We start from the raw sequence: 26,607 nt of genomic DNA on the forward strand, positions 1-26,607 counted from the left end.
ATGGCTGCAATCTGTTTTGTCATAATTAGGTAATCAAAGTCTTTGGGCGTTTATTATGTGAAACGATTAGTAATAGTAACGTGACGACACCAACAGCAATACCAATCGGCTTACTGTATTCAATTGGCATATTGAAACCAATTCCTGCGGTCATAATATAAGATACGGTAACGCTGGTACCAATAACGGCAGGCAAACTAGCAATCCAATGGAACGTTCTGCGTTCAAATAAGAATTTAGTTGCTAACCATAATACACTGGTAGAAAGCAGCATGTTTGAAAATGCGAAATAACGCCAGATTAATGAAAAGTCTAACTTAGTCATGAAATAAGCGATGATCAAAATTGGCACTGCCAGTAACAAACGATTGCGTAAGTTTTGCGGGATATTAAACGCATCAACTAAGGTTAAACGTAATGAACGGAAGGCTGTATCACCTGACGTAATAGGGAATACGGCAACTGCAATAATAGCCATAATACCACCGAGTGCCCCAAGATAACTGTTTGCTACATGGTTAACCACTAGACCTGGCCCACCTTGATCAAGCAATGCTTTAAGTTCAGAGTAACCTTCAGGAAACGCGGCAATACCTGCTAATGCCCATACACAACCGACAATCCCTTCACACATCATCGCGCCATAATAAACGGGGCGAACATATTTTTCATTGGTTAGGCAACGAGCAATAATAGGGGCTTGCGTTGAATGGAAACCACTGATCGCGCCACAGGTAATCGTCATGAATAATAATGGCCACACTGGCAGACCATCGGCATTGGGTTCTAAGAAATCATGGCTGTAATGATCGGCGTTGAAATACCCCAAAAAATCACCTGCGACAGGTAAATGAGGAGCATTGAAAAGTAATGAAATCGCGATAAGTGAAGTCATCACAATCATTAATAAACCAAAAATAGGATAAAATTTAGTAATGATCTTATCAATAGGTAACAGGGTGGCGAGTAAGTAATAGCCCAAAATCACTAATACCCAAAACGTATTGCCAGCGAGGAAAGTGCCTTCGAAATAAGTTAGGTTACTTAATAGGCCAGCAGGACTCATGATGAAGACTACGCCAACAAAAAATAGTAGCATAGCAGTGAATACTAACATCACCGCTTTAAAGAAGACGTTGTAATAGTGTCCTGCAATTTCAGGCAGACTTTTACCATCTTCTTTAATACTTAATACCCCCGAGAAATAATCGTGTACTGCACCACCTAAAATATTACCCAAAACGATCCAAACAAGGGCTATCGGACCATAAATCGCACCAAGGATCGGACCAAAAATAGGGCCAACACCAGCAATATTTAAAAATTGAATAAGGAAGGCTTTAACAGGATGGATTGCAACGTAGTCGACGCCTTCTTCAAACCTGACTTGTGGTGTTTGCGCGGAAGGGTTAATACCAACTTGTTTTTCAACAAAGGGGCTATAAAACTTATACCCTAATATTAATAGTGTTATACAGATAAAAAAGATAATCATAGTTGTTTATAGCTCCGTCCTGGATGTATGGATTTAATTGGGTGTGTAGGCTCTATATGTAAGGTTACGCATAATAAGGTGTCAGTTGCCCAATTGTTAACTGTTTGTGGCTAACTTCAAGTAAATAAGGCATATTTTGTGACGAGATGGTATTTGATAGGGATTTAGCAATTAGGATTATTCATACTTGGTAATAGCGTAAACTATTACCAAGTTATTTTGCGGTTTAGCTTGTCGGTGAGTCTTTTAGCTTTAATGCAATAATGGCTGAGAGGGAGATGAATAGCGCGGAAATCCATAAGCACATTTCTAAGCCATACAGTTGAAATACCCAGCCCGATAATACAGTACCTATCAGCCGTCCCATTGCGTTAGCCATGTAGTAAAAGCCTACATCCATTGATACGCCATCACTGCTGGCTAAACTCACAATTAAGTAACTGTGTAATGATGAGTTGATGGCAAACAAGCCACCAAAGATTAATAAGCCAACGATAATCGAGAATTGCACATAGAATTGATAATGCAGTGCAATGGCAATTAATACTGGAATAATGGCTAAATAACCTGCCCATAGTGCTGCTGAACTTGGTGATGGTGATTTACCGGTGAAGCGTGGAGCGATTGACTGCACTATGCCATAACCGATAACCCAACTTGCCATAAAGCCGCCAACCCACCAATGATCCCAGTTAAAGCTGGTTGCTAAAAATACCGGGAGTGCAACGACAAACCAAACATCACGGGCACCGAATAAAAACAACCGTGCCGCAGAGAGTAAGTTTATCGAACGACTCTTAGAAAATATTTCCGTAAATTTAGGTTTATTTTTGGCTTTACCGAGTTCGGCTTTTAAACTGATTAAACTCCACATCCAGACCACAAATAGCATTGCTGCCATGATCTGAATTGCACCTTGGAAGCCCAGCGTGGTTAATAGGACACCACCCAAGAAAAAACCAACCCCTTTTAACGCATTTTTAGAGCCGGTAAGAACCGCAACCCATTGGTATAGCTTGTTGTTACTGCCGCTATCATTATCTTTTGGAACCAGTAACTTAATGGCACTTTTGGCGCTCATCTTATTTAGGTCTTTAGCAATACCAGATAAGGCTTGTGCGATCATAACATAAACAACAGTCAGCATGTCAGCGGGTACGGTTAACATCATTAAGGCGACAATTTGCATCCCTAAACCAATGTTCATGGTTTTATTTAATCCCAGCCGAGCACCTAGCCAGCCACCAATTAAATTAGTGATAACGCCAAATACTTCATAAAACAAAAATAACATGGCGATATTAAAAGGGCTGTAACCAAGCTGATGGAAATACAGCACAACCAACATACGCAATGCGCCATCGGTTAAGGTGAAAGCCCAATAATTACCGGTAATAATGAGATATTGTTTTATTTGTGGTGAAATACCCGCTAACGCTTTTATCATTTGTCTAAGCGACCTACCATTAGAGCCAATTCTGCGGCGCGATTTGCATAACCCCATTCATTGTCATACCAAGCATAAATTTTCACTTGCGTACCATTAACAACCATAGTTGATAAGGCATCAATGATACTTGAGCGCGGGTCGGTTTTGTAATCAACCGATACTAATGGGCGTTCTTCATAACCAAGGATGTCTTTAAGTTCGTTTTCTGCCGCTTGCTTGAAGTAACTGTTAACTTCTTCTGCTGTTGTTTCACGTTCAACTTCAAACACACAATCGGTGAGTGATGCGTTTGCTAGTGGCACTCGGATAGCATGACCGTTTAACTTACCAGTTAATTCTGGGAAGATATTGGTAATTGCTGTTGCAGATCCCGTTGTTGTCGGTATCAATGATGTACCACAAGCACGGGCACGACGTAAATCAGCATGTGGTGCATCCAGAATAGTTTGTGTATTGGTGATGTTGTGGATCGTGGTCATTGAGCCATGTTTAATGCCCAATTTTTCTTTTAACACTTTAACCACTGGCGCGAGGCAGTTGGTGGTACAAGACGCCGCGGTAACAATAGGGTGGAGGTCTTTGTTGTAAAGATCATCATTCACACCCATCACCACGTTTAACACACCTTCTTCTTTTACTGGCGCTGTTACAACGACGCGCTTAACACCTTGGTCTAAATAACCTTGCAGTAGGGCAGATGTTTTCATTTTTCCCGATGCCTCCAGTACCACGTCACACTGTGACCAGTCGGTATCGGTAATGGCGGTATTGCGTGTACAAGGAATAAAGCGGTCAGCGATGATCATTTGATCGCCAAGATGTTCAGCTTGATGCTCCCAACGGCCATGAATCGAGTCAAAATTAAGTAAGTGTGCCAGTGTTTCTGCATTACCAGCAGGATCATTAATTTTCACAATTTCAATATCATCCCAATTAAAGGCTGCACGCATTGCCAGACGACCCATACGGCCAAATCCATTGATACCGATTTTAATAGTCATTTTATTCTCCAAAATACAGATTATTTTAATTTATGTTTCTATTTAATTACTGCATAGATTACTATTTTTATTAGCGTGAGCTTAGTCTAAGTCATTGAATAGTCAAAAGAACCTTGGCTGCGATTAATAATGGCGACGAGTGATAGCATAATTGGCACTTCAACGAGTACACCCACCACTGTGGCAAGTGCTGCGCCAGAATGCAGCCCAAATAACGAGATAGCAACGGCGACAGCGAGCTCAAAGAAATTGGAGGTACCAATTAAGCAAGCCGGACCTGCGATGTTATGCGGTAGTTTAAGGCGTTTCGCGGCGAAAAAAGTAATTGCAAAGATCATGTATGTCTGTAATGCCAGCGGAATAGCGATGAGAAGAATAGTCTTAGGATCGTTAAGTAAGGTGTTAGCCTGAAAACCAAACAGTAAAGCAACCGTGGCGAGTAGGCCTAAGATAGACCAAGGTTTTAGTTTTGCTAACGCATGCTGAATTGCTTCTTTGTCGGTTGATTTATTTAATGTTTTACGTGTCAGGATACCTGCAATCAAGGGTAGTACAACATAGAGTAAAACAGATAACAGCAAGGTTTCCCAAGGTACATTGATATCACTGACTTCCAGTAAAAATGCAGCGATAGGGGCAAATGCAAAGACCATAATAATATCGTTTACGGACACTTGCACTAAAGTATAATTTGCATCTCCTTTGGTGAGTTGTGACCAAACAAATACCATTGCAGTACAAGGCGCGACACCGAGTAAGATCATCCCCGCGATATATTCTTGTGCAGAGCTGGGGTCGACCATGTCAGCGAAAAACACTTTAAAAAATAACCAGGCAAAAGCAGCCATCGTAAAGGGTTTAATGATCCAATTAATGAATACGGTGAGGAATAATCCTTTTGGATTTTTGCCGACATCTTTAATGGCAGAAAAATCGATTTGTACCATCATTGGATAAATCATTATCCAGATAAAGACGGCGACAACTAAGTTAACATGTGCAATTTCTAAATCTGCAATTAACTGAAAAACATCTGGTTGCCAAGCGCCTAAAACCACACCCGTGATGATAGCAAGTGCTACCCATACTGATAAATATCGTTCAAATATACCCATGTTCGTTCTTACTCGCAGTGTTGTTGTGTTCTTTCGGGGCGTTTACCCATACCGTTTAGTCGTTGTATATCAGCACTTATTAAGCTGCCATTTTGTTGTGCGCTAAGATCTATAATGGTTTTTTGCCATTCAGGTAATTCTGGGTTAATTGCATAGAACACCCATTGTTTATACTTTCTATCAACTAATAAACCAGACTTACGGAGTTGAGATAAATTACGAGAAATGCTGGGTTGACTGGCTGTCACGGCTGAGATTAATTCACATACGCAAAGCTCTTTTTCAATATCAATTAACATTAATATTCTTAGACGAGTTTCGTCAGAAAGAATTTTAAAAAGTTGTGTCGGTTCCATATTGGGTACTCATATATGTTTTTTGTTATGCGATAAGTGTATATACCAATTGTTATATGTGTCAAATGTTATATTCGATCTGTGTTATATATAATATAAATTTAATACCTAAGTGGTATAAAGAGATTGTTCTATGTCATTAATTATCTTAAAATTAGCAAGCTAATTTACTGCTTTAATTTAACCAATAAATATTATCGCTAATCATGCTCACGGTTATCATGTCGAGGGTATAGGCGCTAAGTCCAGCTTATATAGGTCTCGTTAATGGATACTACTCTTTTACTTTTTATCGCCACTGCATTCAGTTTTGGTATGCTTGTTAATCTTACCGGATTACCACCTATGGTTGGTTTCCTATTAGCGGGTTTTGCGCTTAATTTTTATGGTTTTGAAGCGACTGAAGGTTTGCAGACATTTGCAGATCTCGGTGTTACCTTGCTCTTGTTTTCGATTGGCTTAAAGTTAGATATACGTACTTTGTTTAAAGCCGAGGTATGGGGTGGGGCAAGTGTGCATATTTTTGCCAGTATTGCTTTTTATGCAGTCGTTTTATTTATCTTAAAACAAGTCGGTTTAACTTTTTTTACTAACCTCGATACCTTTTCACTGGTGCTTGTCGCATTTTCATTAAGTTTTTCAAGTACTGTATTTGCAGTGAAAATCCTAGAAGAAAAGAGTGAAACAAACTCGTTATATGGTCGTATCGCGATTGGTATTTTGATCATGCAAGATATTTTTGCCGTGGTATTTTTAACTGTTTCAGTCGGTAAGATCCCGTCGTTGTTTGCTGTTATTTTATTAGCATTACCGTTAATTAGACCACTGTTGTTTAAATTGTTAGACAGAGTCGGCCACGGTGAATTGTTGGTTCTGTACGGTATTTTCCTTTCGCTTGTGCTTGGCGCTGGGTTGTTTGAATCGGTAGGTATGAAAGCTGATTTGGGTGCGTTGATTGCCGGTATGTTGTTAGCGGGTCACCCCAGTGCCAAGCAGATGGCAAAGTCTTTGTTTAATATGAAAGAGATGCTGCTTGTTTGTTTCTTTCTCAGCATAGGATTAGGTGGACTCCCGACGGTTGATCACTTGTTTGTTGCAGGTATTTTGGCGGTCTTATTGTTTGGTAAAATAGCTTTATATTTCTTTACGTTGGCGAAATTTAAATTACGCGCTCGTACATCATTATTTGCGGCATTTTCGTTGGCAAACTACAGTGAGTTTGGTTTGATTGTGGCGGCGTTAGCGACTTATAAAGGTTGGTTATCACAAGATTGGCTGATTATTACAGCACTTGCGGTATCGCTTAGTTTTGTTATTGCCTCATTATTGAATAAATATGCTGATGATATTTACAGTCGGTTTACTGATAAGTTCGCGCGTTTTCAGTCTATGGATTTACACATTGATGATCGTCCTGTTTCCCTTGGTGATGCCGAGATCTTGGTGATGGGTATGGGCCGAATAGGTGCTGGTGCGTATGATGAATTGCAATCTCAATATGGTGGTAAGGTATTAGGCCTTGATTACAATAACCAAAAGACCTTGAATCATCTTGAATTAGGTCGACGAGTTATCACCGGTGATGCACTGGACACGGATTTTTGGAATAAGCTGGAAATGACTGACAACATCAAACTGGTGTTATTGGCCATGCCTGACCATCATGGTAATCACTATGCTGCGGAGCAGTTACAAAAGATGGACCGTTGTAGTTTCCAAGTTGCAGCGCTTGCACATTTTAAGAGTGATGAAGATGAGCTGAGAGCGCTTGGCGTTAATCCTGTTTATAACATGTATCAAGAAGCGGGTGCGGGTTTCGCTCACCATGTTTGGACTGAATTAAAAATTCCAACACGCCCTCCTGTCGATAGTTAATAATCAATATACGAAGGTAACTAGCATGGTTTAATCAGTTCTAAGTTACCTTCGTTAATACATTGTAAGCTAAGCTAGGCGTCCCCCGCGTTCGTGCGCTCTTGATTTGCGCCAATCATGTTGTAAATATCATATCGCCAAAAGCCAATCCATTCGTGCAGTGCAAAATCAGTCAGTGCAAAGTTATACCCAAGTGGGATGAATGATATATTTGCTGACATATAATCAGCTCTGATTGGGGTCGCATGTACACCGAAATGTTCAAAGTACAATAGGCTACGTTTGATGTGTAACCCTGATGAGACTAAGACATTGTTGTCGAAATTACCTTTTCTGAGTATTTCACTGGTGAATTGTGCATTCTGCCATGTGTTAAGACTGTTTGGTTCGGTGATTATATCAACGGCATTAATACCAATAGAAACTAAGCGTTCTTTATAAACTGCGGCTTCTGTATCACCAAGTTTCTTTGTATCACCACCGCTTACAATGATTTTACATTGTTGATCACTGTCAACACATTCATTGTAAACTCTTGCAGCTTCGTAGATTCTTGCAAAAGAATAGAAAGGTGGCTCAATATTATCGCCAACCTTTTCTAGGCCTGCCCCCAGTAAGATAATAGCGTTATTTTCCTGCCAATGAATCGAGCTTTTAGCCACATAATCTTGTTGTAATTTATCCAATAAATATTTAGGCACGACCCCGATGCTGATAAGCACTGTAAGTAAAATTGTGCAGCATAATACGACTGACTTGGCGCGATGAACGTTAAATAAACGTAATAATAGGCTGATAATGATAAGTAAAGATATAAGCAGCAGGCTCATTGATTGTCCTTGTTGAAGTATGAAAAACACAGTATTTCATTGCAGTATAAAGTAATAAAATAATTTATCATTGTTTAAGTGGCTGGTCGGATGCTTATAAGTGACTGAAACTTATTGTTAAACTAGATGTTTGATGTTGCCATTAATATGTTCTTAAATGCTTCCATACTTGATTTTACCGAGTCCTTGCGCCAAATTAAATTCGTTGTTGTAGTACCGATCGCGGTCGGTAAAGGGTGTGTTTTAATACCTTCTTTAAATGGATATATCGTCAATAACTTTTCTGGCACAAAACCCACCCCCATACCCGCTGTTACGCAGTTTAATAACGCAGTATAGGAGTTTATTTCCACAATTTTGGGATGCAGATCTGCTTGTTTTATCCAGTTAACTAAACGTGTGCGATAGACACATTGGGTTGAGAAACCCAGCAACGTGGGATTATGCCCTAAATCTAATGGTGAGTTAATATCCTCATTACGCAAGCTAGAAACCAGTACCAGGGTTTCGCTAAATACTGGCGTTATTTGCAGCCGTTGATCTTGAGGAGGATCAGATACGAGTGCTAAGTCTAATTGGCCATCAATAATCTGTTCGATGAGTATGCCTGTGGGGCTGGTCGTTACTTCTAACTCGACTTCAGTGTAGGTTTGATGAAAATCCATTAATACGTTAGATAGCCGTGATGCTGCGACAGCTTCTATACTGCCCAAGCGTAGTCTTCCAGATGGTGTCGTATTATTGATTTGCAGTATAGCCGATTCAGCCATAGCGAGAATTTCTTTAGCGTGATTAAAAAATTGTTCACCTGTGGGCGAGGGCCTTAACCGGTTTTTTTCTCGAATGAATAGATCGGTATTTAATTCGGCTTCTAACTTTTTGACTCGTGATGTAATGTTTGAAGGTACACGATTTAATGCGTGTGCTGCAGGACTTATCCCGCCCATTTCGACTACAGCACAAAAAATAGTAAGATCAGACAATTCCACTCTTTATATCTCCACGTTAAACTGCATTACTTTCTCAACATGAGAAAGATGGATTCACAATAATTCATTATTAATAACAGTATATTGCTTTTATACTCTAATTCATAAGCTTAGTTAGGAATAGATTATGGATAATTCAACACGCCAAGGCTATTTGGCTGCATTCGGGGCCGTGCTCATTTGGTCGGGGTTTATTTTAGTATCACGTATGGGTGGGATCAGTCCCTTGCTTTCGTATGATGTCATTGCTATTCGTTATGCAACCTGCGCGGCTTTGGTATTACCAATTTGGTGGTTTAAATTTAGGTTCAAATTATGGCAACCTAAGTTCATTGTTTGTAGCCTGTTTGGTGGTCTCGGATATGCGTTATTTGCCTTCCAAGGATTCGAAACGACACCCGGTTCACAGTCTGCAGTGCTATTACCGGGCTTGATTCCCGTGATGATTATTGTTTTGTCGGTTGTGGTTAACAAGCAAAAGCACGCTTGGAGTAAGTGGTTTGGTGTTGCGATGATCACATCGGGTATTGCGGTTCTATTTTTACAAGAATTTTTAGCACAAGGCACATTATCGATTGGTCATTTAAGTCTTGCGGGTGCTGCGTTTTGTTGGGGCATATTTTCAGTATTACTGAGCCGTTGGCAGATCACACCATGGCAAGCTACCGCAAGTCTGGCTATGATCACTTGCACCATCTACATGCCTATTTATTTACTCTGGTTACCTAAGAATATCAGTTTCGAATTAGTCAGTGCTGGATTGTGGGGGGATATTTTATTACAAAGCTTTTATCAGGGGTTCATGGCGACGATAGTACAGATGCTGTTATATGTTCGCGCTGTGCAGATTATTGGTGCGGCGAACATGGGCACTATGATGGCGATGGTACCGGTTATTGCTGGTGTGAGTGCGTTATTTGTATTTGATGAACCTGTTAAAGCAAGTTTGATCATTGCTATGACAACGGTGAGTATAGGTGTTTGGTTTGCTAATACTCAGTTTTTTGTTAATCAAAAGAACTTTGCTAATACAAAACTAACTCACTCCACGAGTGATCGCGCATAAATTAAGTCTGTTATTTCAAGGTTAGATTATGGAATTCTGACTGTTATTACTAAAGGAGTTGTTCAATGCCGTATATCAATATAAAAATCACCGATGAGCAAGTAACGAAAGAGCAAAAAGCACAGTTAATTGCAGGTGCGACACAATTGCTGGTGGACGTATTGGGGAAAAACCCGAAAACGACCGTCGTGGTGATTGACGAAGTGAATACCGATAATTGGGGCATCGGTGGCGAAGTGGTGACGGCACTGCGCCAAAAATCTCAGCTTTAGTCGTCTGTTACTGGCTATCGGATATTAACAGTTAATAGTCAGTTATCTGAGTCTCTTGGCGATAGCTTCTATTGCCATCGTTACGCCAACAGGTACCGCTGCTTGATAAGAGTGCAGCGCATACACATTTACTTTATCGAGTTGATAGTTGGGTAATAGTTCCGCTAACGTAGCTATGTGTTTAGCAAATATAAAGTCTGGAATAATACCAACACCAAACCCTTGTTCTAACATTGTTACGCAAGTAGGTAGCGTGTTGGCTTTATGATTGGTTTTAAAGTTCAGTTCGCAGCGCTGCTTATTGGCTTTTGTTGATTTACGGTGTTTAAGGCTACTTTTCTTAAGACTAAGATGATGACTAATCGATTTTTCTTGCCAGTGATTCGCGACGTACTTTATCTGAGTGAGCGAGAGCTTTGTTGTTTCAAACTCAATGTTATCTTCAAGTTTTAATGCGTTTATATCGGTTTGATGAGCATTAATGGTTTGCACTGCACCACAGAGTACATCTCTGAAATCACCTATTCGCTTTTGCTTGAGATTGCTTATCTTTGATTCTCCCACACGTATCGCAATGTCGATGCCTTCTTGCATGAGATCCAATTGACCATCATGGCTTATTAATTCTAACTCGACATTTGGATAAGCATTAAATACGTCATGTAATGCGGGTAAGACCAGATGGTCCATTAAAGCATGCGGTGCTGTGATCTTGATTAATCCTTGCGGGGAGACTTGTAATTTCTGGGCGTCTTGCCACGCTTGTTCTGCCAGTTCATGCATGGTACAACATTGTTGATAGAAATGTTCACCAGCAGGCGTGAGGCTTTGTTTACGCGTTGTACGTTTAAGCAAGGTAACCGCAAGCTCAGTTTCAAGTTGCTTCAAATGTTGGCTGACAACGGATTTAGATACGTCTAGTTTTTCTGCAGCTTTGGTTATAGAGCCGAGCTTTACTATGTGCATGAATACCGTCATTTTCCTAAGCTTAGTCATTGTGTATTATTACCTATGTTTAATTGTTCTGTTTATCTTAACAGTGTTTTCTAATTGTGCTGTTTTTATTCTCCAATTATAGCGGTAAAGTAACACTCATACACTTAATAGGAGCAAGATGATGACACAAGAACAGATTTTATTAGCCTGTAAATCCGGAATAGCAGCATGGCAGAAAGCCTTTAATAATCAAGACGCAGCAGGTTGTGCAGCGCAATATGAAGAAGGTACGATTATGCATGCTCGTCCGTTTGGTACTTTTACTGGTCGTGAAGAGATCCAAACATTTTGGCAAGGTATTATTGATCAAGGTTTCAATGCCGTTGATTATACTGATGTTAAATGGGTAGCGATGAATGATGATAGCTATGTATTAACAGCAAAATGGACAATGAATAAAGCGTTTGGTGCGGTACATCACGAGCAATGGCGTATTCAAGCTGATGGCAGTGCGTTATTAGCAGCAGATGACTTTGAAGTACAAGGTGAGCGTTAAATGACTGGTTGATGAACAACCTGCCTGGTAGATAAAAAAGACGAGAGATCGCAATATCACTCGTCTTTTTGTTTTTATGACGTTGGATCTATCGTGCCAGCAATTGAATTGTTCATTCTAAACCAACCCGCAATTGAATAGCGTGTTGATTCAGCGGCAAGTACTTCATGCGGAAAACGTTCACTTTCAAATACCACCAAGGTACCTGTTTTGGGGGCAACGCGTGCGATCACATCATTTGAATCTTGTGCATAGATGAGTAATTCACCACCAACACCGGGGGTGTTCAGGTAACAGACAGTGGTAAAGACACGGTTTGATTTACCTTTAAACGCATCTAGGTGTTTTTTATAAAAATCACCAATTTCATATTTCGCGTAATGACATTCATAATCAAATAAGCCTAAGAAAAAGTTACGATTAACTTCCAATCTAAGGTCGCTCATTAGCGCCATAAAATCAGCTTGGGCAGGACTTTCACCCGTTAACCATAAGGTTTTATCTTTGCGGATCTGAGTGTTTAATTGTGAGTCTTGCTGACGACCAATGCCAGCGGCTTTAAATTCGGGTTGGTTTTCAAGGCAATCAGTTAGTAACTTTTCAATAATGCCTTCTGGAAGTGCATCTTCGATAACAGCATAACCATGCTCATGGATATTATCTAAAATAGTATCGATGGTGGTGCGAAAATTATTCTTTGCTCGTAACTGGGTTGTTTCCACATTTGTATAATATACAAGTAAATGATAGGCCATTATACTCAGTTTAATGCACATAAGTATGATTAAAGATAATATTCGCTTTGCTAGTGTGAATGCTAAGCTTAAGTGTTTGAATTTTATCACCTTTGACGAAAAGCACTGTCCTTTAGGGCGGTGATGTAAGTCATTATTGCGTAGCAATAAGCACTTTGTTTTGTTATTAATATTGACATATTTTCACATAGAATCTACGTTTAGAACTTAGTGCTGTATATAAATACAGTCATGTAGGTGCTGGAAATTGAAACTTATTGCGTATAAATACAGGTTCTACCCAAACAATGAGCAGGTAACAATACTTGCTCATACATTTGGTTGTGTTCGTTTCGCTTACAATTCAGCGCTTGGTTTCTCTAAAGCGCAATACGAATTGGGTAATAAAACCAATTATAACGATTGGAGTAAAAACCTCACTCAACTAAAAAAGAATCCCGATTTTATATGGCTGAAAGATGTTTCTAGCGTGCCATTGCAACAATCACTAAAGCATCTCGATAAAGGCTTTAAGTCATTTTTTAAATCAGGTTTTGGTTACCCTAAGTTTAAACATAAACACGGTAATCAATCTGCTAGCTATATGAGTAACGGCTTCAAATGGAGCGCGGACAAGCAATCGTTAACACTCGCCAAGATGAAGCAAGCATTAAAGATTAAATGGTCACGTACATTTACTGGCACACCCAGTTCATTAACGGTATCGAAGACAAAATCAGGTAAATATTTTGTATCAATGCTTGTAAAAGAAGATGTTAAGCAGCTACCAGTCGTGAACAAGACCGTCGGTGTTGATGTCGGTATTAAAGACTTAGCGATTTGTTCGGATGGAACAAAGTTCAATAACCCACGATTAACCAATAAATACGCGAAGAAACTCGCCAAGGCATCACGCAAATTAGCCAAAAAGAAGAAAGGCTCTAATAACTTCAATAAACAAAAATTGGCCCTTGCTAAGATTCACGAAAAGATAGCCAATTGCCGTAAAGACTTTACCCATAAAATGACGTCGACACTTATAAACGAAAACCAAGTGATAGGCATCGAGTCGTTGAAGGTCAAAAATATGGTTAAGAACCGTAAGCTATCTAAACATATCCACGATGCTAATTTCGGTGAAATAGTAAGACAATTAGAATATAAAGCGGATTGGTACGGGCGTAAAGTATCAGCTATTAGCCAGTGGTTTCCGTCAAGTAAAATGTGCAATGAGTGCGGGTTGCTGTATTCTGGCAAGTGGTCTTTAAAGATTAGAAATTGGACTTGCAAGTGCGGAGCAGTACACGACAGGGACGAAAATGCGGCTATCAATATCCACAGAGAAGGGTTAAGGCTAGCCGCTTAAGTCATTTGTGGCGGTAGGTAGTACCGACACGTTAAACGCTTTGTAAGAGGTTTTGGAAGACTAACGCAATTTAATATTGCAATGCTTAAGCCGTTGACGACAAGAATCCCCTTCCTTCCCCGACTTGTCGGGCGCGAAGCGAGGTAGGGGAGCTTCAAAACTGAAACATTAATAACAAGCTGCTACAGTGGGCTAATAGTAAACGATAGGAGTACCCAAATGGTAAAGTGGCCTGCTGTGATTAAATATCACGGTGAAGATGAACTTATTTATGTTGAGTCGTTAACTGAGTGGGAGAATGATCCTGATTTATGCCAGCCTAATTATGAATCAGAAGATCGATTAATCGATGCGAGTGGTGCTTTATTTTCACTTCCTGCCGCGTCATCTCCTTCGGATACAGACATGTTTGTTTCTTTGTACTCTCGAATATTAGTGCCTGAATTTGTCGAATTGATTCGTAAGCATGCGGTGATTGAAAATTATTGCTGCTCTGCAAAGCTAAATGCCAAAACGTATCAACAAGTGATGGCAATGGTCAAAGAAATCAACTTACTTTAGCTCGGAGTTTTAGTCATGGATGAACATGTCGTTATTTTGATTATTGCCTTAATCGTGTTGTTCTATGGTTTTATATCCAAAAAGCTAGCCCAATTTGATATATCAGGCCCTATGATATTCACTGTATTGGGGCTTATCTGCTCGCCGTTTGGTTTAGGCATTACTGCTGTGGAAGTGGATGCCGAGTTTGTCACTGTGCTGGTGGAAATCGCGTTAGTACTCGTGTTGTTTAGTGATGCAGCATTGTTAGATCTGAAATTACTGCGACGTTCATGGCATATACCTGCACGATTACTCTTTATTGGCCTACCTTTGACAATTATTGCTGGCACTGCTGTAGCGGTATGGTTGTTCCCAGACCAACCGATTATTTATATGCTCTTATTGGCGTTACTGCTTACACCTACGGATGCCGCCTTAGGTAAAGCGGTGGTGTCAGATCCGAAAGTACCTAACATGATCCGTTCGAGTATCAATGTTGAAAGTGGCTTAAATGACGGCATTGTTTTTCCCATTGTATTAACCGTGGTTGCATTGATAACCAGTGGGCTAACCAAAGCTAATGACTATAGCTGGATTTGGTATGTCGCCGAACAAATCGTCTTTGGTATGTTGGTCGGCGGTATAGTTGGTTATCTTGGTGCGAAATTATTGAATAAAGCAATCGAACATAACTGGATTGAAGAAAGCTATCAAAACTTGATCCCCATAGCCCTTGCCATACTCGGATTTTATCTTGCCGAAGCATTATTAGGTAATGGTTTTATTGCTGCTTTTTTTGCGGGTTTATATATTGGCAATACCAGTAAACAAGCGCGAGCACATATTGAAGAGTTTGCAGAAAGCGAAGGGGAGTTATTTATTCTTATTAGCTTCTTTTTGTTTGGTTTAGCGTTTGTACCATTAACATTACATGATATTAGCGTGAACGTGGTTATCTATGCATTATTGAGCCTGACGGTATTACGTATGTTGCCTGTGATGATTTCATTAATAGGTACAAATTTGGACCTTGCAAGCCGTGTGTTTATTGCTTGGTTTGGACCGCGTGGAATTGCTTCTATTTTATATGTGTTGATTGTGGCGCATAACGTCGGTGATATTGGTGGTTTTGATATTGTTTACGCTGTTGTGACGCTGACTATCCTCATGAGCATTTTTGCTCATGGCTTTACCGCACAGCCTTTTTCAAATCTATACGGTAAAAGCCATCGAGATAGACCTTAATCAGCTTAAAAGGTTAATCCTAAGGCAGCCAGTGATTTAGAGTTATTGTTAATATCGGCTGCTTCACGTTCAACTAACTCTGTTTGTTGTAGGTTGTGTTGTGATGCATCACTGATATTGACGATATTGCGACTGATTTCTTGCGACACCATATTTTGTTCTTCTGAGGCTGTGGATATTTGTATTGCCAGGTCTGAAATATCTGTGATCGCCCCATAGACATTTTGCATCATCGACTGTGTACGTTTAGATTCATTGACACACAGCTCGGCAGACTCTTTACCTTGCTGCATCGTTATTGACCACTGTTCAAGCGTTTGTTGAATTTCGTTAATTGAGGTTTGGATCTGCTCAGTGGCATTATGGCTCCGTGTCGATAGTGCTCTGACCTCATCGGCCACAACAGAGAAACCACGGCCATGTTCACCCGCACGCGCAGCCTCAATTGCTGCATTTAATGCAAGCAGATTTGTTTGGTCGGCAATACCTCGAATTTCTAACATGATAGTGCTAATCTTTTGGGCTTCTTCTGACAGCATACTGGCTGATGTCGCTGACTCTGCTACATCAATGGCGAGTTTACCGACTTGGGTCATTGTATCTGACATCGCTTGCGTTGCACTTTCACAATCATTATGAGCTATTTGCACTTTTTGCGATGTTAATAAGGTATTTTGAGATACTTCTGAAATTGTAGAGGACATTTCAGTGACAGCTGTTGCGACCTGATGTAACTCAAGTGTTTCTTGTTCAACACCTTCTTTCGCTCTGTGGGCAGCAGATGTGAGGTTATCAGCCCCTGTTTCAAGTGAGCGACTACTATCAACAACACGACCTAAAATAGTTTTGATCTTACCTTCTTCCATTTTTAATTGGAAGTCGACAATACTTTGTGGCTTTAATCCAGAGAATACATAACGAGAAACACTGTCATAATTTTGCTTTAAGATAGCAAAATAACGCGGTACTGTAATCAGTTCATTATGGAAAATAATAAAAGGCAGCAATGCTAATAATACACTGAGGTAAGGTATATCTTGACTAGCGAATACGATCAATGCGCTGATTATAAAGAAAGACAAGGGTTTTAAGAGTGGACGCTGGTACCACTGAAATAAACTTTTTCCGTTATTAATTTTGTTATAAGCCTGTTCAGCGGTAAGCTTATCTTTGTGCGCTAATTTTCTACGTACAGACTGATAACCCACTAATTTACCTTGTTCGTGAATTGGTGTTACAAAGGCATCAACCCAATAATAGCGGCCATCTTTACAGCGGTTTTTTACTGCGCCACGCCACGGTTTTTCCGCTTGTAAATTTGTCCAAAGATCTTTAAATGCGGCGGATGGCATATCAGGATGGCGCACGACATTGTGGTTTTTACCGACTAATTCATCGAGTTCAAAACCCGCAATATGGCAGAAGGTAGGATTGGCATAAGTAATGACACCTCGGATATCAGTGGTAGAAACTAATTCATCTTGTACATCAAATGAGACTTCTTCATTAATGACTTGAGTGTTTCTTTTGTTCATTACTTATTTCTCCTTAACTTTAATTTATTAATAGGCATTTTATTTAGCCTTTCATTTAGTCTTTTATTTGTAGTCATGATACCTTAAATTGCTGAATTATGGGGTGAAAAAGTGAAATTAGTGTAGATGCACTAATTTCACTTTATTTATCTTTATCAGAAATTAGGCTTTAGAAGTATTGGTAATTAGGTTTTATATTGAAGGTTTGAATAGCGAGTATAGCCAGAGCTGATGAAAGGTGGAGAGAATAAGCATTGAGCACAGGCTCAATGCTGTTTAAATTTGTGTTATTTACTATAGTGCTGCTAACGCTGCTGCATAGTCCGGTTCATCAGTAATTTCACTAACTAATTCACTGTGTACAACAAGGCCTTCTGTGTTTAAACAAACAACTGCACGACTCGCTAAACCAGCTAATGCGCCTTCGTTGATATTAACGCCATAATCTTCTGTAAATGTTGGAGCACGGAAGAAAGATGCTGTTTTAACATCTTTAATACCCTCTACTTCGCAAAAACGGCCTGTCGCAAATGGTAGATCTGCAGAAATACATAGTACAACGGTATTTTCTTTACTTGCAGCTTCAATATTAAAAGTTCGTACACTTGTCGCACATACTGGCGTATCGATACTAGGGAAGATATTTAAGATAACGTTCTTACCCGCAAAATCTTGTAGCGTAATGTCTGCTAGATCTGCACCACATAATGTGAAGTTCGGTGCTTGCGTTCCTTTTTCAGCAAATGAACCTGAAAGACTAACTGAATTACCTTGAAATGTAACTGTAGACATAATTTTCCTTTAATACTTTTGAGTTAGAGTTATAGATTTATAGCATAGTTGAAACAAAATTTATTCTATAAATTAACTGGTTGTACCAAAGTATCATGTTTTATAAATATGTTAACGGAAGGTGTTGTTAAATATAAATATTTAATTTTTATTTAATATTTATATTGAGGGGGAGGTGGGGGATAACGATTAAGTTATTGTAAACTTGATTATATTTCTGTGAGCGGGGGGGCTTAAGTGCGGTTTATGCTAATTTTGAGTTATAAAAATGGATTAATGTTATCATTATGTTTCCTTTACCGTCGGTTTTTCTTGCATGATTGCATTAACGAAAAGTAACGTATTGTTTAATTGGCAGAAGTTGAGTTTTAGGCATCGCCTACTACTCATTATGACCTTGTCTGGTGTGATTAAATTATTGATCTTGTCGATTGCAGGTTTTGCTTATTTGAAGCATTGGGAAGAGCAGGAAAGTGGAGATAAAGCACTCGGTATTGCTAAATTTTTAGCCGCGTCACCTTCTGTTATTGAGGCGATTGAGGCGAAGAACCCTGAATTAATCAGAGACAAAGTTGAATTATTACGCTCATCTATTAATGCTACATTTATTGTGATCGGTGATAAAAACAGTTTACGTTATGCACATCCTATCGCTAATCGCCTCGGCCATAAAATGCAGGGCGAAGATAATGATAAAGCATTAAAAGAAGGCTTATCTTATGTGTCAGTTGCTGAAGGGTCCTTAGGTCGTTCCGTGCGTGGTAAAACCCCAATTATCGATACCAATGGAAACATTGTCGGTGTGGTATCTGTTGGTTATTTAGTCACAAGTATCGAAAATAAAGCTGAACACTTCCTCGTATTCCTTCTTTTTATGGTCGTGTTGGTTGTGTTTACTAATGCATTAATCTCTAATTTTACGGCAAAGAAATTTCAGAATGCGATATTTGGCTTTGAGCCCGAAGAGTTCGGCCGCTTATATATGGAGCTAGAAGTAACGCTTAGTACTATCAAAGAAGGTGTTGTGAGTATTGATGCGAATGGTTACTTACGCTCAATCAACCGCAGTGCATGCGATATTTTTAAAGTGAAGGCCAAGGATGTATTGCACCGCAAAATGGATGAAGTATTACCTGATAACAATCTAACGGAAATTTTAACCAGTAAAGTCAGCGAATATAATGTTGAGATGATGATTAAAGGCCAAGCGATTGTGGCGAATAGGTTGGTGCTTGTTGTTGATGAACGGGTTGTTGGAGCCGTATCAAGTTTCCGTCTTAAAGATGAAATTACAGAACTTACTAAACAACTATCACAGGTGCGTGAATATTCCGATTTGTTACGCTCGCAAACGCATGAACATAGTAATAAATTAAACACCATTAGCGGCCTTATTCATTTGGGTAAAAATGAAGAAGTATTAAACTTGATAGGGCAAGAAACAGCACGTTATCAACATTTAATTCAATTCTTACGTGAAGCAATTCACGAACCTATGATCGCAGGCGTATTGTTAGGTAAAAGTGAAAGGGCTAGGGAGCTAGGGTTATTATTAGAGATTGATGAAGGGTCACAGCTGTTAACCTTACCTGAACATATTCGTGCCGAAGATATTGTAACAATTTTAGGTAACTTTATTGATAATGGCTTTGATGCTTGTATCAGTAGCAATACGATAAAATCAGAGAGAAAAGTATCAGTGAGCATTTCTGATTTTGGCAATGAGATAATCATTGAAGTGGAAGATAACGGTTGTGGTTTACCAGAAGGTATCGCACAAAAAGAATTAATTAAACAAGGCGTATCAAGTAAATCGGAAAGTAACCGAGGCGTGGGACTGCACCTTGTTGATCAAATCATTAGTCAATATTATGGGCAGCTAATGATGAAAAGTATAGATAATGAAGGAACAAGAATGACGGTGTATTTACCAAAAAAATATACGAATAAGGATATTACGAATGACATCAACTAATGCGATTAAAGTGTTAATCATTGAAGATGATGTGGGTATCGCTGAGATCCACCGCCGAAATTTGATGAAAATAGAGGGCTTAAGTGTCATTGGTATCGCAACCACGAAAACTGAAGCTGAAACCTTACTTGAGGTGTTAACTCCAGATTTAATTCTGCTGGATGTTTATTTACCGGATGGTAACGGCTTAGATATTCTTCGTGACTTGCGCCAACAGCAACACGAATGTGATGTGATTCTAATTACAGCAGACCGTGATGCTGAGACGCTACAAGCGGCTATGCGTGGTGGCGTTGTTGATTATATTTTAAAACCCGTTATATTTGCACGCTTAGAAGAGTCATTATATAAGTACTTAAAGCAGAAAAATCAATTTGGTATTTTAGATGATTTAGATCAGCGGGTCGTTGATTCAATGATCTCGGTGAGTGTGAAAAGCTCTGTTTCATCCCGATTACCGAAAGGTATTGATAGTGTGACTTTGGATAAAGTACGTGGTTTGTTTACTGAACATAAAGATATCACCGCGGATAATGCAGGGGTATTTATTGGAGCAAGTCGGACAACGGCAAGACGTTATTTAGAGCATCTGATTAGTACTGGTGAGCTAGTGGCTGATTTGAATTATGGTACGGTAGGACGTCCAGAAAGAACCTATCGGAAACAAGCTCGATAGCTTTTTAGCTAAAACTCTTTATATGAAAAAAACAGCGCATCAAGCGCTGCTTTTATAAAAAACGAACGATTAGAAACGAATTTAACGACAACCTTCTGCTGACCTCACCTTGTTAACACGATAACGATTAAATGCCGTTAATAGTATTGGAGTCACAAGTACTAACGCTGATATGACGGTGAACGTTAAGGTGATAGGGCGTTCCCATAAGAAGTTTAACTCACCATCGCTGAGCATCAATGAACGGCGTAGGTTTTCTTCCATTAATCCACCAAGAATGAAACCGAGTAATAACGGGGCTAATGGGAAAGTCGCTAACCTTAAAAATATCGCGATTACTGCTATTATGATCATAACAAATACATCAACAGTATTAAATGAAACCAGATACACCCCCGTGATTGAGAAGAAAATGATCATCGGCAGTAATACGGTTCTTGGCACGGCTAATAGTTTTGAAATATACGGGATTAGCGGTAGATTCAAGACCATCAAAACAACGTTACCGAAGTACATAGAGATGATCACCGACCAGAATATTTCAGGGTTATCGACAAACAAGCGTGGACCAGGTTGAACACCATAAGATATCAATGCACCTAGCATAATGGCAGTTGTTCCAGAACCTGGAATACCTAAGGTTAATAGCGGTACAAATGAACCACTTGATGCGGCATTGTTAGCGGATTCTGGCGCCACTAAACCACGGATACTGCCTTTACCAAATTCATCGCGTTTATCTTTTGGTGCTAGATTACGCTCTAAACCGTAACTTAAGAAAGCAGCAATCGTCGCGCCTGCGCCTGGTAATACCCCGACAAAAAATCCGAGAATCGAAGAGCGAATTGCCACTGGGGCAACTTCTTTTATTTCTTCTTTTGTCACTTTCATGCTGCCGATTTCAGCTAAAGCACTGTTCTCTTCTGATGACGTATCAGGGTCTGGTTTTAAAATACTGAATAAAATCTCACCGAGGGCAAAGGTTGCCATAGCTAATAATAAGAAACTAAAACCATCCATTAGGTCAGTTAAACCAAAGGTGAAACGCTCAACGCCAATCCCTTTATCGATACCGACTGTTGATAACATTAAACCTAAAATAGTCATCATCCAGGCTTTTAGCACCTGGCCTTTACCGGCAAAGGCGGCTACGGCAGACAAACCGACGAGCATAAGTGAAAAATAATCAGATGATTGAAAACTTAATGACACTTTTGCTAAGGCGGGAGCCGCGATTAATAGCATAATTGCGGATAAGGTACCGCCAGTAAATGAGGCATATGCAGCAAGTGCTAGCGCTTTACCCGCTTGGCCTTTTTTCGCCATTGGGTAACCATCAAATGCGGTGACCACAGTTGAAGAGCAACCAGGAGCATTGATTAGAATTGATGAGGTTGAACCACCAAAAATTGCACCGTAATAAACACCGGCCATTAAGATCATACCTGACGATGGGTCTAAACCATAGGTAATCGGGATCATCAGGGCAATTGCTGAAATAGGACCAAGACCGGGCAACATACCAATAAAAGTACCAACAAAACAACCGACCATGACCATCATTAAGTTGGTTGGCATGATTGCTGTGGATAAGCCTGCTAAAATTCCATCTAACATAATTATCTTCCTACAAGCTTAAAAAAAGGTAACCAGGTTCAAGATAAATATCCAGAACTTTGGTAAGAAGTAACCAAAATAGCGTTACAAAAGGAAAGGAAGCACCAAGCAAGACCGATTTTCGACGTTCGCCAAGTAGCCAAAATCCAATTAGTAAGAATAAGCTGGTGGCTAATACGAATCCGAGCCAAGTTAAGCCTACGCCATACGCGGTCATTAAAATAATAAATGAGGTGAGTAAGCGCCAATCTAAGCGACTTTCGTTTGCGGTTTGTTGCTCGCAAGCGTTCTTATTACTGGGTGTAACTGGTGACATCACAATTAGTAGCAGCGACATGATAATCCCGGCGGCTGTTAATAAATAGGGTAAAGTACGCGCAGTAAAGGCTTCATATTCATCACCAGGGAAAAGCTGAATTTGGGTGGTTTGGTAACCGTAAATTAAACAGACAAGCAGAAATATTAATCCACTCACCCGATCTCGGTTTAATAATGATAAAGGGGTTGATTGCATAGGGGCTCCAATTAAAAAGAAAGCCACAGCGAAACATAATGTATTGCTGTGGCTGTATGATGAGGATGAATTAGATTATTTTAGGAAGCCTAATTCACGCATCAAACTACCCATCTGTTGTTCTTGTTGCTCTAAGAATGCATAGAAGTCTTTATCTGCTTTATAGTTATCAATCCAGCCATTACGATCGCGAACGGTTGCCCATTCGTCGGTTTTGTACATTTTACTTAGTACTTTGTTCCACAGAGCAACCTTTTCTTCACTGATACCCGGTGAAGCAAAGAAACCACGCCAGTTAGCAAACACAGTGTTGTTACCCATCTCGGTAAGAGTCGGTACATTTGGCGCTGCGGCTAAACGTTCTGGTGCAGTAATAGCGAGAATACGTACTTGACCACTTCTCGACATTTCCAGTACTTCGCCTAAACCGGTTGATAATAATGGTGTTTCGCCAGATAGCACGGCAGCCATGGCTTTACCGCCTGCGTCATAAGCAATATAACGTACTTTACGGGCATCAAAACCTTCGCCTTTAAAGGCTGCTGCTACAATAAGATGATCCATGCTACCGCGAGCTGAGCCGCCAGCAATTTTTACTTTTCGTGGGTTTTCTTTAAAGTCAGCGACAACTTGTTGCCAGTTTTGGTATTTCGAATCTGCGGCGACAACAATTGCACCATAATCGGCAATGGTCGTTGCAACAGGTGTTAAATCTCGAAATGACTGCGGAAAGATCCCTGTTAATGAACGGATCACAATCGGTGTTGAGTTAACCATCAACGTATCTTGCTGACGATCTGCGGTTTCAATCATATGAGCAATCGCTTTACCACCTCCGCCACCAGATAGGTTTTGGAAAGATACTTTTTCAACTAGGTCCGCTTTCATTAATACATCACCTGTACCTCGAGCTGTCATATCCCAGCCACCGCCTGCACCACCAGGGACAATAAAGTGTAGTTTTTCTATATCAGCCGCCCAAGCGGCAGATGAGAGTGTTGCAATACTTGCCACGATAAGTGATGAGGCGACACGCTTTCTAAATTGCTTTAGCATGGTTTCCATTCCTTTTATTTATTGTTAATAGTTAACGTTATAGGTTTAATGGTTAACGTTAATAATGTGCAATGTTACGCTAGTGTTATCGGTAACGTTGTGACGGGATGGAAACTGTAAATAATGGCAATTAACGGCGTTGTGGCTATTTTGTTCATAAAGTTCACGATGGACTTTAAATTAAAAGAAGGTAATAAAAAGCCGCCTAATTTATTTCGATGAATAAAAAAAGGCGGCTTTATGTCGTTATGAAACGGCAGGTTTATGACCTATAGCGAACAGAATTAACTCGTTGTATTGATTTCTACTGCTTTATTTTTATCTGTTACTGTAGAGTCACTTTGCGCCATTGTTTCTAGAATGGCGTCTTTTTCTATCCAAATTTGGTTCAAGTGCTGTTGAAAACCAATTTTAAATGCTCGGTCTTTTTGGTAATCGCCGCGCATCTTGTCATCAATATCTGAGACGCGAATATGTACATGTACATCTTTCACTTCACCACACAAGTATTGCCAAAAGGTGGGGGTTTGACCTGGATAATAAATGGCGACATCAACAATTTTGTGAATATGATCGCCTAATGCAGAGAGTGCAAACGCCAATCCACCTGCTTTTGGTTTTAATAGATGTTTAAACGGTGAATTTTGTTTGTTATGTTTTTCTGTGGTCAGGCGAGTACCTTCAACAAAATTCATCACACTCACAGGGCTTGATTTGAATTTAGCACACGCCTTACGTGTTACTTCAATATCTTTACCGCGCAACTTCGGATTTTTCTTTAGTTGTGTAGTGCTGTAACGGCGCATAAAAGGAAAGTCTAACGCCCACCAAGCGATACCTAAGAAAGGCACAAATATAAGCTCTTTCTTTAAGAAGAATTTTAAGAATGGAATTTTTTTATTTAATACGCGCTGTAAGATCAGGATATCAACCCAAGATTGGTGGTTAGCCAATACCATATACCATTCTTTTTCAGACAGTTCGATGTCTTTGCTGTGTAGATGAATATTCACAGGATGAATAAGGCGCTCAATTATTACATTGACTCGAATCCAACTGCTTGCACAACACACTAATAGTGAAGAGCATAGAGTTTGTATTATTTTAATCGGTAATAATTTGATTGGGCTTAAAATCATGATGGGAGTGGCCCAAAACAATAAATTTATAACCCAAAAGGTAAAAGCTAAACAGCCTCGTATAAATGACATAATATTTCCTACACATTAAATACATACTTTCAAATAAGTGCTTATATTACTGCCCGAAGCGTCAGGTCTCAATATATAAATGTTCGTTTGCGCTCAAAATTACCTATTTCACGAAACATCGGATCAGTTAAGCCCTAAATTTAAGAATACGAGTGCTCTTGCTCTTATTTTCGAGGGTAATTATGGCTATATATCTAAATATAGATATAAAATTAGACTTTAGTTGCCATTTATAAGTTTTTTTACTATTTGAGGTGGCTACAATAAGGTATTGTTTAGATAAACAATACTTAAACATAGGTATTATAAACTCTGCATTTCAATACCGCCATTCGTTTCGCACAATAATGAATAATGGTTGCAAAGCAACATCAAATACTAAGGATATACATTTATGGAAATTCTAATTGATATACTATTAACTCCCTGGCTTTGGATCTCAGTTGTGGTCATATTCACAATTCAAAGAGGCATACTCTTTGTTCCGCAAAATAGAGGTTATGTTATTTATACGTTTGGGCGCTATAGCGGCACATTACAAGCGGGTCTTAATTTTATCGTTCCGTTTGTACAAAGGGTTGCTGCAGATCGTAACTTAAAAGAGCAATCATTAGACATATCTTCACAACTCGCGATCACCAAAGACAATATTTCATTAGAAATTGATGGCATTTTGTTTATGAAAGTGGTTGATGCATCTGCTGCAACGAATAATATTACTGACTATAAATTAGCGGTTATTCAGTTAGCTACAACGACAATGCGTAATGCAATTGGTTCGATGGAACTCGATCAATGTTTCCAAAATCGCGATAATATTAATGCGAGTATTTTGGCTGCAATGACGGATGCGACCCAACCTTGGGGTGTTCAGGTTACGCGTTATGAGATTAAAGACATTACGCCTCCCACTTCTATCAAAGAAGACATGGAAAAGCAGATGACGGCAGAGCGTGAAAAACGTTCCGTTATCCTGACTGCTGAAGGTGTTAAAACCGCAGCGATTACCAAAGCTGAAGGCTTGAAACAAGCAAGGGTTCTCGATGCTGAAGCCGCAAAAGCAGAGCTGGTATTAGCTGCTCAAGCGAGTAAAGAGTCACAAATTTTGGAAGCGGCAGGTAAAGCAGAAGCAATTAGATTGGTCGCGGATGCCGATTCTGCTGCGCTAAATGTAGTCGGTGCTGCGGCAATAACCAGTGAAGGGCAGCAAGCTGTACGTTTAACGCTTGCCCAAGATGCGATTGCGGCACACAAAGCCATTGCAGCCGAAGGTTCGGTCATATTAACGGATGGTAAAACCAGCGAGAATATAGGTAATACCGTCGCGCAAGCGATTGCTGTATCAAGTGCATTAAAACTGTCTGAATAATATGCTTGGTTACCCATTGAATGGAGTTTAAGA

The 26,607-nt window shown here is 39.7% G+C and carries 25 protein-coding genes; 10 read left to right on the top strand and 15 right to left on the bottom strand.

What is annotated here, in order from left to right; all coding sequences use genetic code 11:
• Nucleotides 1-25 precede the first annotated feature (25 nt).
• The 5 genes from HWV02_RS07325 to HWV02_RS07345 all read right to left on the bottom strand — a co-directional run bounded on the left by HWV02_RS07325 (nucleotide 26) and on the right by HWV02_RS07345 (nucleotide 5,417).
• Nucleotides 26-1,495, bottom strand: coding sequence for a carbon starvation protein A (locus HWV02_RS07325; RefSeq protein WP_211690033.1), 1,470 nt, complete (start codon nucleotides 1,493-1,495; stop codon nucleotides 26-28).
• Nucleotides 1,496-1,721: 226 nt separating this feature from the next.
• Complete coding sequence (arsJ, locus tag HWV02_RS07330; protein ID WP_211690034.1) at nucleotides 1,722-2,942, bottom strand: organoarsenical effux MFS transporter ArsJ; 1,221 nt, start codon at nucleotides 2,940-2,942, stop codon at nucleotides 1,722-1,724.
• Nucleotides 2,939-3,946, bottom strand: coding sequence for an ArsJ-associated glyceraldehyde-3-phosphate dehydrogenase (locus tag HWV02_RS07335; RefSeq protein WP_211690035.1), 1,008 nt, complete (start codon nucleotides 3,944-3,946; stop codon nucleotides 2,939-2,941). Before HWV02_RS07335 ends, arsJ begins: the two co-directional genes overlap by 4 nt.
• Before the next feature lie 86 nt (nucleotides 3,947-4,032).
• Nucleotides 4,033-5,061: an ACR3 family arsenite efflux transporter gene (gene arsB, locus HWV02_RS07340; protein ID WP_211690036.1), complete on the bottom strand. Its 1,029-nt coding sequence runs from the start codon at nucleotides 5,059-5,061 to the stop codon at nucleotides 4,033-4,035.
• A gap of 8 nt (nucleotides 5,062-5,069) precedes the next feature.
• A complete protein-coding gene (locus HWV02_RS07345) occupies nucleotides 5,070-5,417 on the bottom strand; it encodes a metalloregulator ArsR/SmtB family transcription factor (RefSeq protein ID WP_211679126.1) in 348 nt (115 codons plus the stop codon).
• Nucleotides 5,418-5,684: 267 nt separating this feature from the next.
• Between HWV02_RS07345 and HWV02_RS07350 the strand changes: the two genes are divergently transcribed.
• Entirely contained in the window at nucleotides 5,685-7,292 is a 1,608-nt protein-coding gene (locus HWV02_RS07350) for a cation:proton antiporter (RefSeq protein WP_211690037.1), read from the top strand.
• A gap of 74 nt (nucleotides 7,293-7,366) precedes the next feature.
• On the opposite strand, the gene HWV02_RS07355 is transcribed toward HWV02_RS07350, so the two are convergent.
• Nucleotides 7,367-8,122 (bottom strand): YdcF family protein, encoded by a 756-nt coding sequence (locus tag HWV02_RS07355; protein WP_211690038.1) that lies wholly within the window; start codon nucleotides 8,120-8,122, stop codon nucleotides 7,367-7,369.
• A gap of 122 nt (nucleotides 8,123-8,244) precedes the next feature.
• A complete protein-coding gene (locus tag HWV02_RS07360) occupies nucleotides 8,245-9,111 on the bottom strand; it encodes a LysR family transcriptional regulator (RefSeq protein WP_211674738.1) in 867 nt (288 codons plus the stop codon).
• A 127-nt stretch (nucleotides 9,112-9,238) separates the two neighbouring features.
• On the opposite strand from HWV02_RS07360, the gene HWV02_RS07365 reads away from it, so the two are divergent.
• On the top strand, nucleotides 9,239-10,177 hold the full coding sequence (locus tag HWV02_RS07365; protein WP_211690039.1) for a DMT family transporter: 939 nt from the start codon (nucleotides 9,239-9,241) through the stop codon (nucleotides 10,175-10,177).
• Nucleotides 10,178-10,242: 65 nt separating this feature from the next.
• The gene (locus HWV02_RS07370; RefSeq protein WP_211679130.1) at nucleotides 10,243-10,449 is read left to right on the top strand and encodes a 2-hydroxymuconate tautomerase family protein; all 207 of its coding nucleotides are present in this window, start codon (nucleotides 10,243-10,245) and stop codon (nucleotides 10,447-10,449) included.
• Between the two features lie 42 nt (nucleotides 10,450-10,491).
• On the opposite strand, the gene HWV02_RS07375 is transcribed toward HWV02_RS07370, so the two are convergent.
• Nucleotides 10,492-11,445, bottom strand: coding sequence for a LysR family transcriptional regulator (locus HWV02_RS07375; RefSeq protein WP_211690040.1), 954 nt, complete (start codon nucleotides 11,443-11,445; stop codon nucleotides 10,492-10,494).
• Nucleotides 11,446-11,566: 121 nt separating this feature from the next.
• Here HWV02_RS07375 and HWV02_RS07380 point away from each other — a divergent pair, with 121 nt between their 5' ends.
• A complete protein-coding gene (locus HWV02_RS07380; RefSeq protein ID WP_211690542.1) occupies nucleotides 11,567-11,941 on the top strand; it encodes a nuclear transport factor 2 family protein in 375 nt (124 codons plus the stop codon).
• A gap of 74 nt (nucleotides 11,942-12,015) precedes the next feature.
• Here HWV02_RS07380 and HWV02_RS07385 read toward each other — a convergent pair whose 3' ends face one another.
• Entirely contained in the window at nucleotides 12,016-12,696 is a 681-nt protein-coding gene (locus HWV02_RS07385; protein WP_211679132.1) for a 2OG-Fe(II) oxygenase, read from the bottom strand.
• A 247-nt stretch (nucleotides 12,697-12,943) separates the two neighbouring features.
• Between HWV02_RS07385 and HWV02_RS07390 the strand changes: the two genes are divergently transcribed.
• From HWV02_RS07390 to HWV02_RS07400, 3 genes are all read left to right on the top strand, one after another.
• The gene (locus HWV02_RS07390; RefSeq protein ID WP_211679133.1) at nucleotides 12,944-14,041 is read left to right on the top strand and encodes an RNA-guided endonuclease TnpB family protein; all 1,098 of its coding nucleotides are present in this window, start codon (nucleotides 12,944-12,946) and stop codon (nucleotides 14,039-14,041) included.
• 219 nt (nucleotides 14,042-14,260) lie between these two features.
• Complete coding sequence (locus HWV02_RS07395; RefSeq protein ID WP_211690041.1) at nucleotides 14,261-14,602, top strand: DUF4144 family protein; 342 nt, start codon at nucleotides 14,261-14,263, stop codon at nucleotides 14,600-14,602.
• Nucleotides 14,603-14,617: 15 nt separating this feature from the next.
• Nucleotides 14,618-15,829 carry a sodium:proton antiporter gene (locus HWV02_RS07400; protein WP_211690042.1) on the top strand — a complete coding sequence of 404 codons (1,212 nt, stop codon included), beginning with the start codon at nucleotides 14,618-14,620 and terminating at the stop codon, nucleotides 15,827-15,829.
• A gap of 5 nt (nucleotides 15,830-15,834) precedes the next feature.
• Here HWV02_RS07400 and HWV02_RS07405 read toward each other — a convergent pair whose 3' ends face one another.
• Complete coding sequence (locus HWV02_RS07405; protein ID WP_211690043.1) at nucleotides 15,835-17,364, bottom strand: PAS domain-containing methyl-accepting chemotaxis protein; 1,530 nt, start codon at nucleotides 17,362-17,364, stop codon at nucleotides 15,835-15,837.
• Between the two features lie 294 nt (nucleotides 17,365-17,658).
• The gene (gene tpx / locus HWV02_RS07410; protein ID WP_211690044.1) at nucleotides 17,659-18,156 is read right to left on the bottom strand and encodes a thiol peroxidase; all 498 of its coding nucleotides are present in this window, start codon (nucleotides 18,154-18,156) and stop codon (nucleotides 17,659-17,661) included.
• Between the two features lie 316 nt (nucleotides 18,157-18,472).
• Between tpx and HWV02_RS07415 the strand changes: the two genes are divergently transcribed.
• Both HWV02_RS07415 and HWV02_RS07420 read left to right on the top strand, forming a co-directional pair.
• Nucleotides 18,473-20,131 carry a sensor histidine kinase gene (locus tag HWV02_RS07415; protein ID WP_255550611.1) on the top strand — a complete coding sequence of 553 codons (1,659 nt, stop codon included), beginning with the start codon at nucleotides 18,473-18,475 and terminating at the stop codon, nucleotides 20,129-20,131.
• Nucleotides 20,118-20,807 carry a response regulator gene (locus HWV02_RS07420; protein WP_045110978.1) on the top strand — a complete coding sequence of 230 codons (690 nt, stop codon included), beginning with the start codon at nucleotides 20,118-20,120 and terminating at the stop codon, nucleotides 20,805-20,807. Before HWV02_RS07415 ends, HWV02_RS07420 begins: the two co-directional genes overlap by 14 nt.
• An 81-nt stretch (nucleotides 20,808-20,888) precedes the next feature.
• Here HWV02_RS07420 and HWV02_RS07425 read toward each other — a convergent pair whose 3' ends face one another.
• The 4 genes from HWV02_RS07425 to HWV02_RS07440 form a co-directional block, all read right to left on the bottom strand.
• The gene (locus tag HWV02_RS07425; protein ID WP_211675726.1) at nucleotides 20,889-22,424 is read right to left on the bottom strand and encodes a tripartite tricarboxylate transporter permease; all 1,536 of its coding nucleotides are present in this window, start codon (nucleotides 22,422-22,424) and stop codon (nucleotides 20,889-20,891) included.
• A 10-nt stretch (nucleotides 22,425-22,434) separates the two neighbouring features.
• Nucleotides 22,435-22,938 (bottom strand): tripartite tricarboxylate transporter TctB family protein, encoded by a 504-nt coding sequence (locus HWV02_RS07430; protein ID WP_211679139.1) that lies wholly within the window; start codon nucleotides 22,936-22,938, stop codon nucleotides 22,435-22,437.
• 75 nt (nucleotides 22,939-23,013) lie between these two features.
• A complete protein-coding gene (locus HWV02_RS07435) occupies nucleotides 23,014-23,994 on the bottom strand; it encodes a tripartite tricarboxylate transporter substrate binding protein (protein WP_211690045.1) in 981 nt (326 codons plus the stop codon).
• 284 nt (nucleotides 23,995-24,278) lie between these two features.
• Entirely contained in the window at nucleotides 24,279-25,205 is a 927-nt protein-coding gene (locus tag HWV02_RS07440; RefSeq protein ID WP_211679141.1) for an acyltransferase, read from the bottom strand.
• A gap of 394 nt (nucleotides 25,206-25,599) precedes the next feature.
• Here HWV02_RS07440 and HWV02_RS07445 point away from each other — a divergent pair, with 394 nt between their 5' ends.
• A complete protein-coding gene (locus tag HWV02_RS07445; protein WP_211690046.1) occupies nucleotides 25,600-26,574 on the top strand; it encodes an SPFH domain-containing protein in 975 nt (324 codons plus the stop codon).
• Nucleotides 26,575-26,607: the final 33 nt, after the last annotated feature.

It is taken from the genome of Moritella sp. 28, from assembly GCF_018219435.1.
GTDB lineage: Bacteria > Pseudomonadota > Gammaproteobacteria > Enterobacterales > Moritellaceae > Moritella.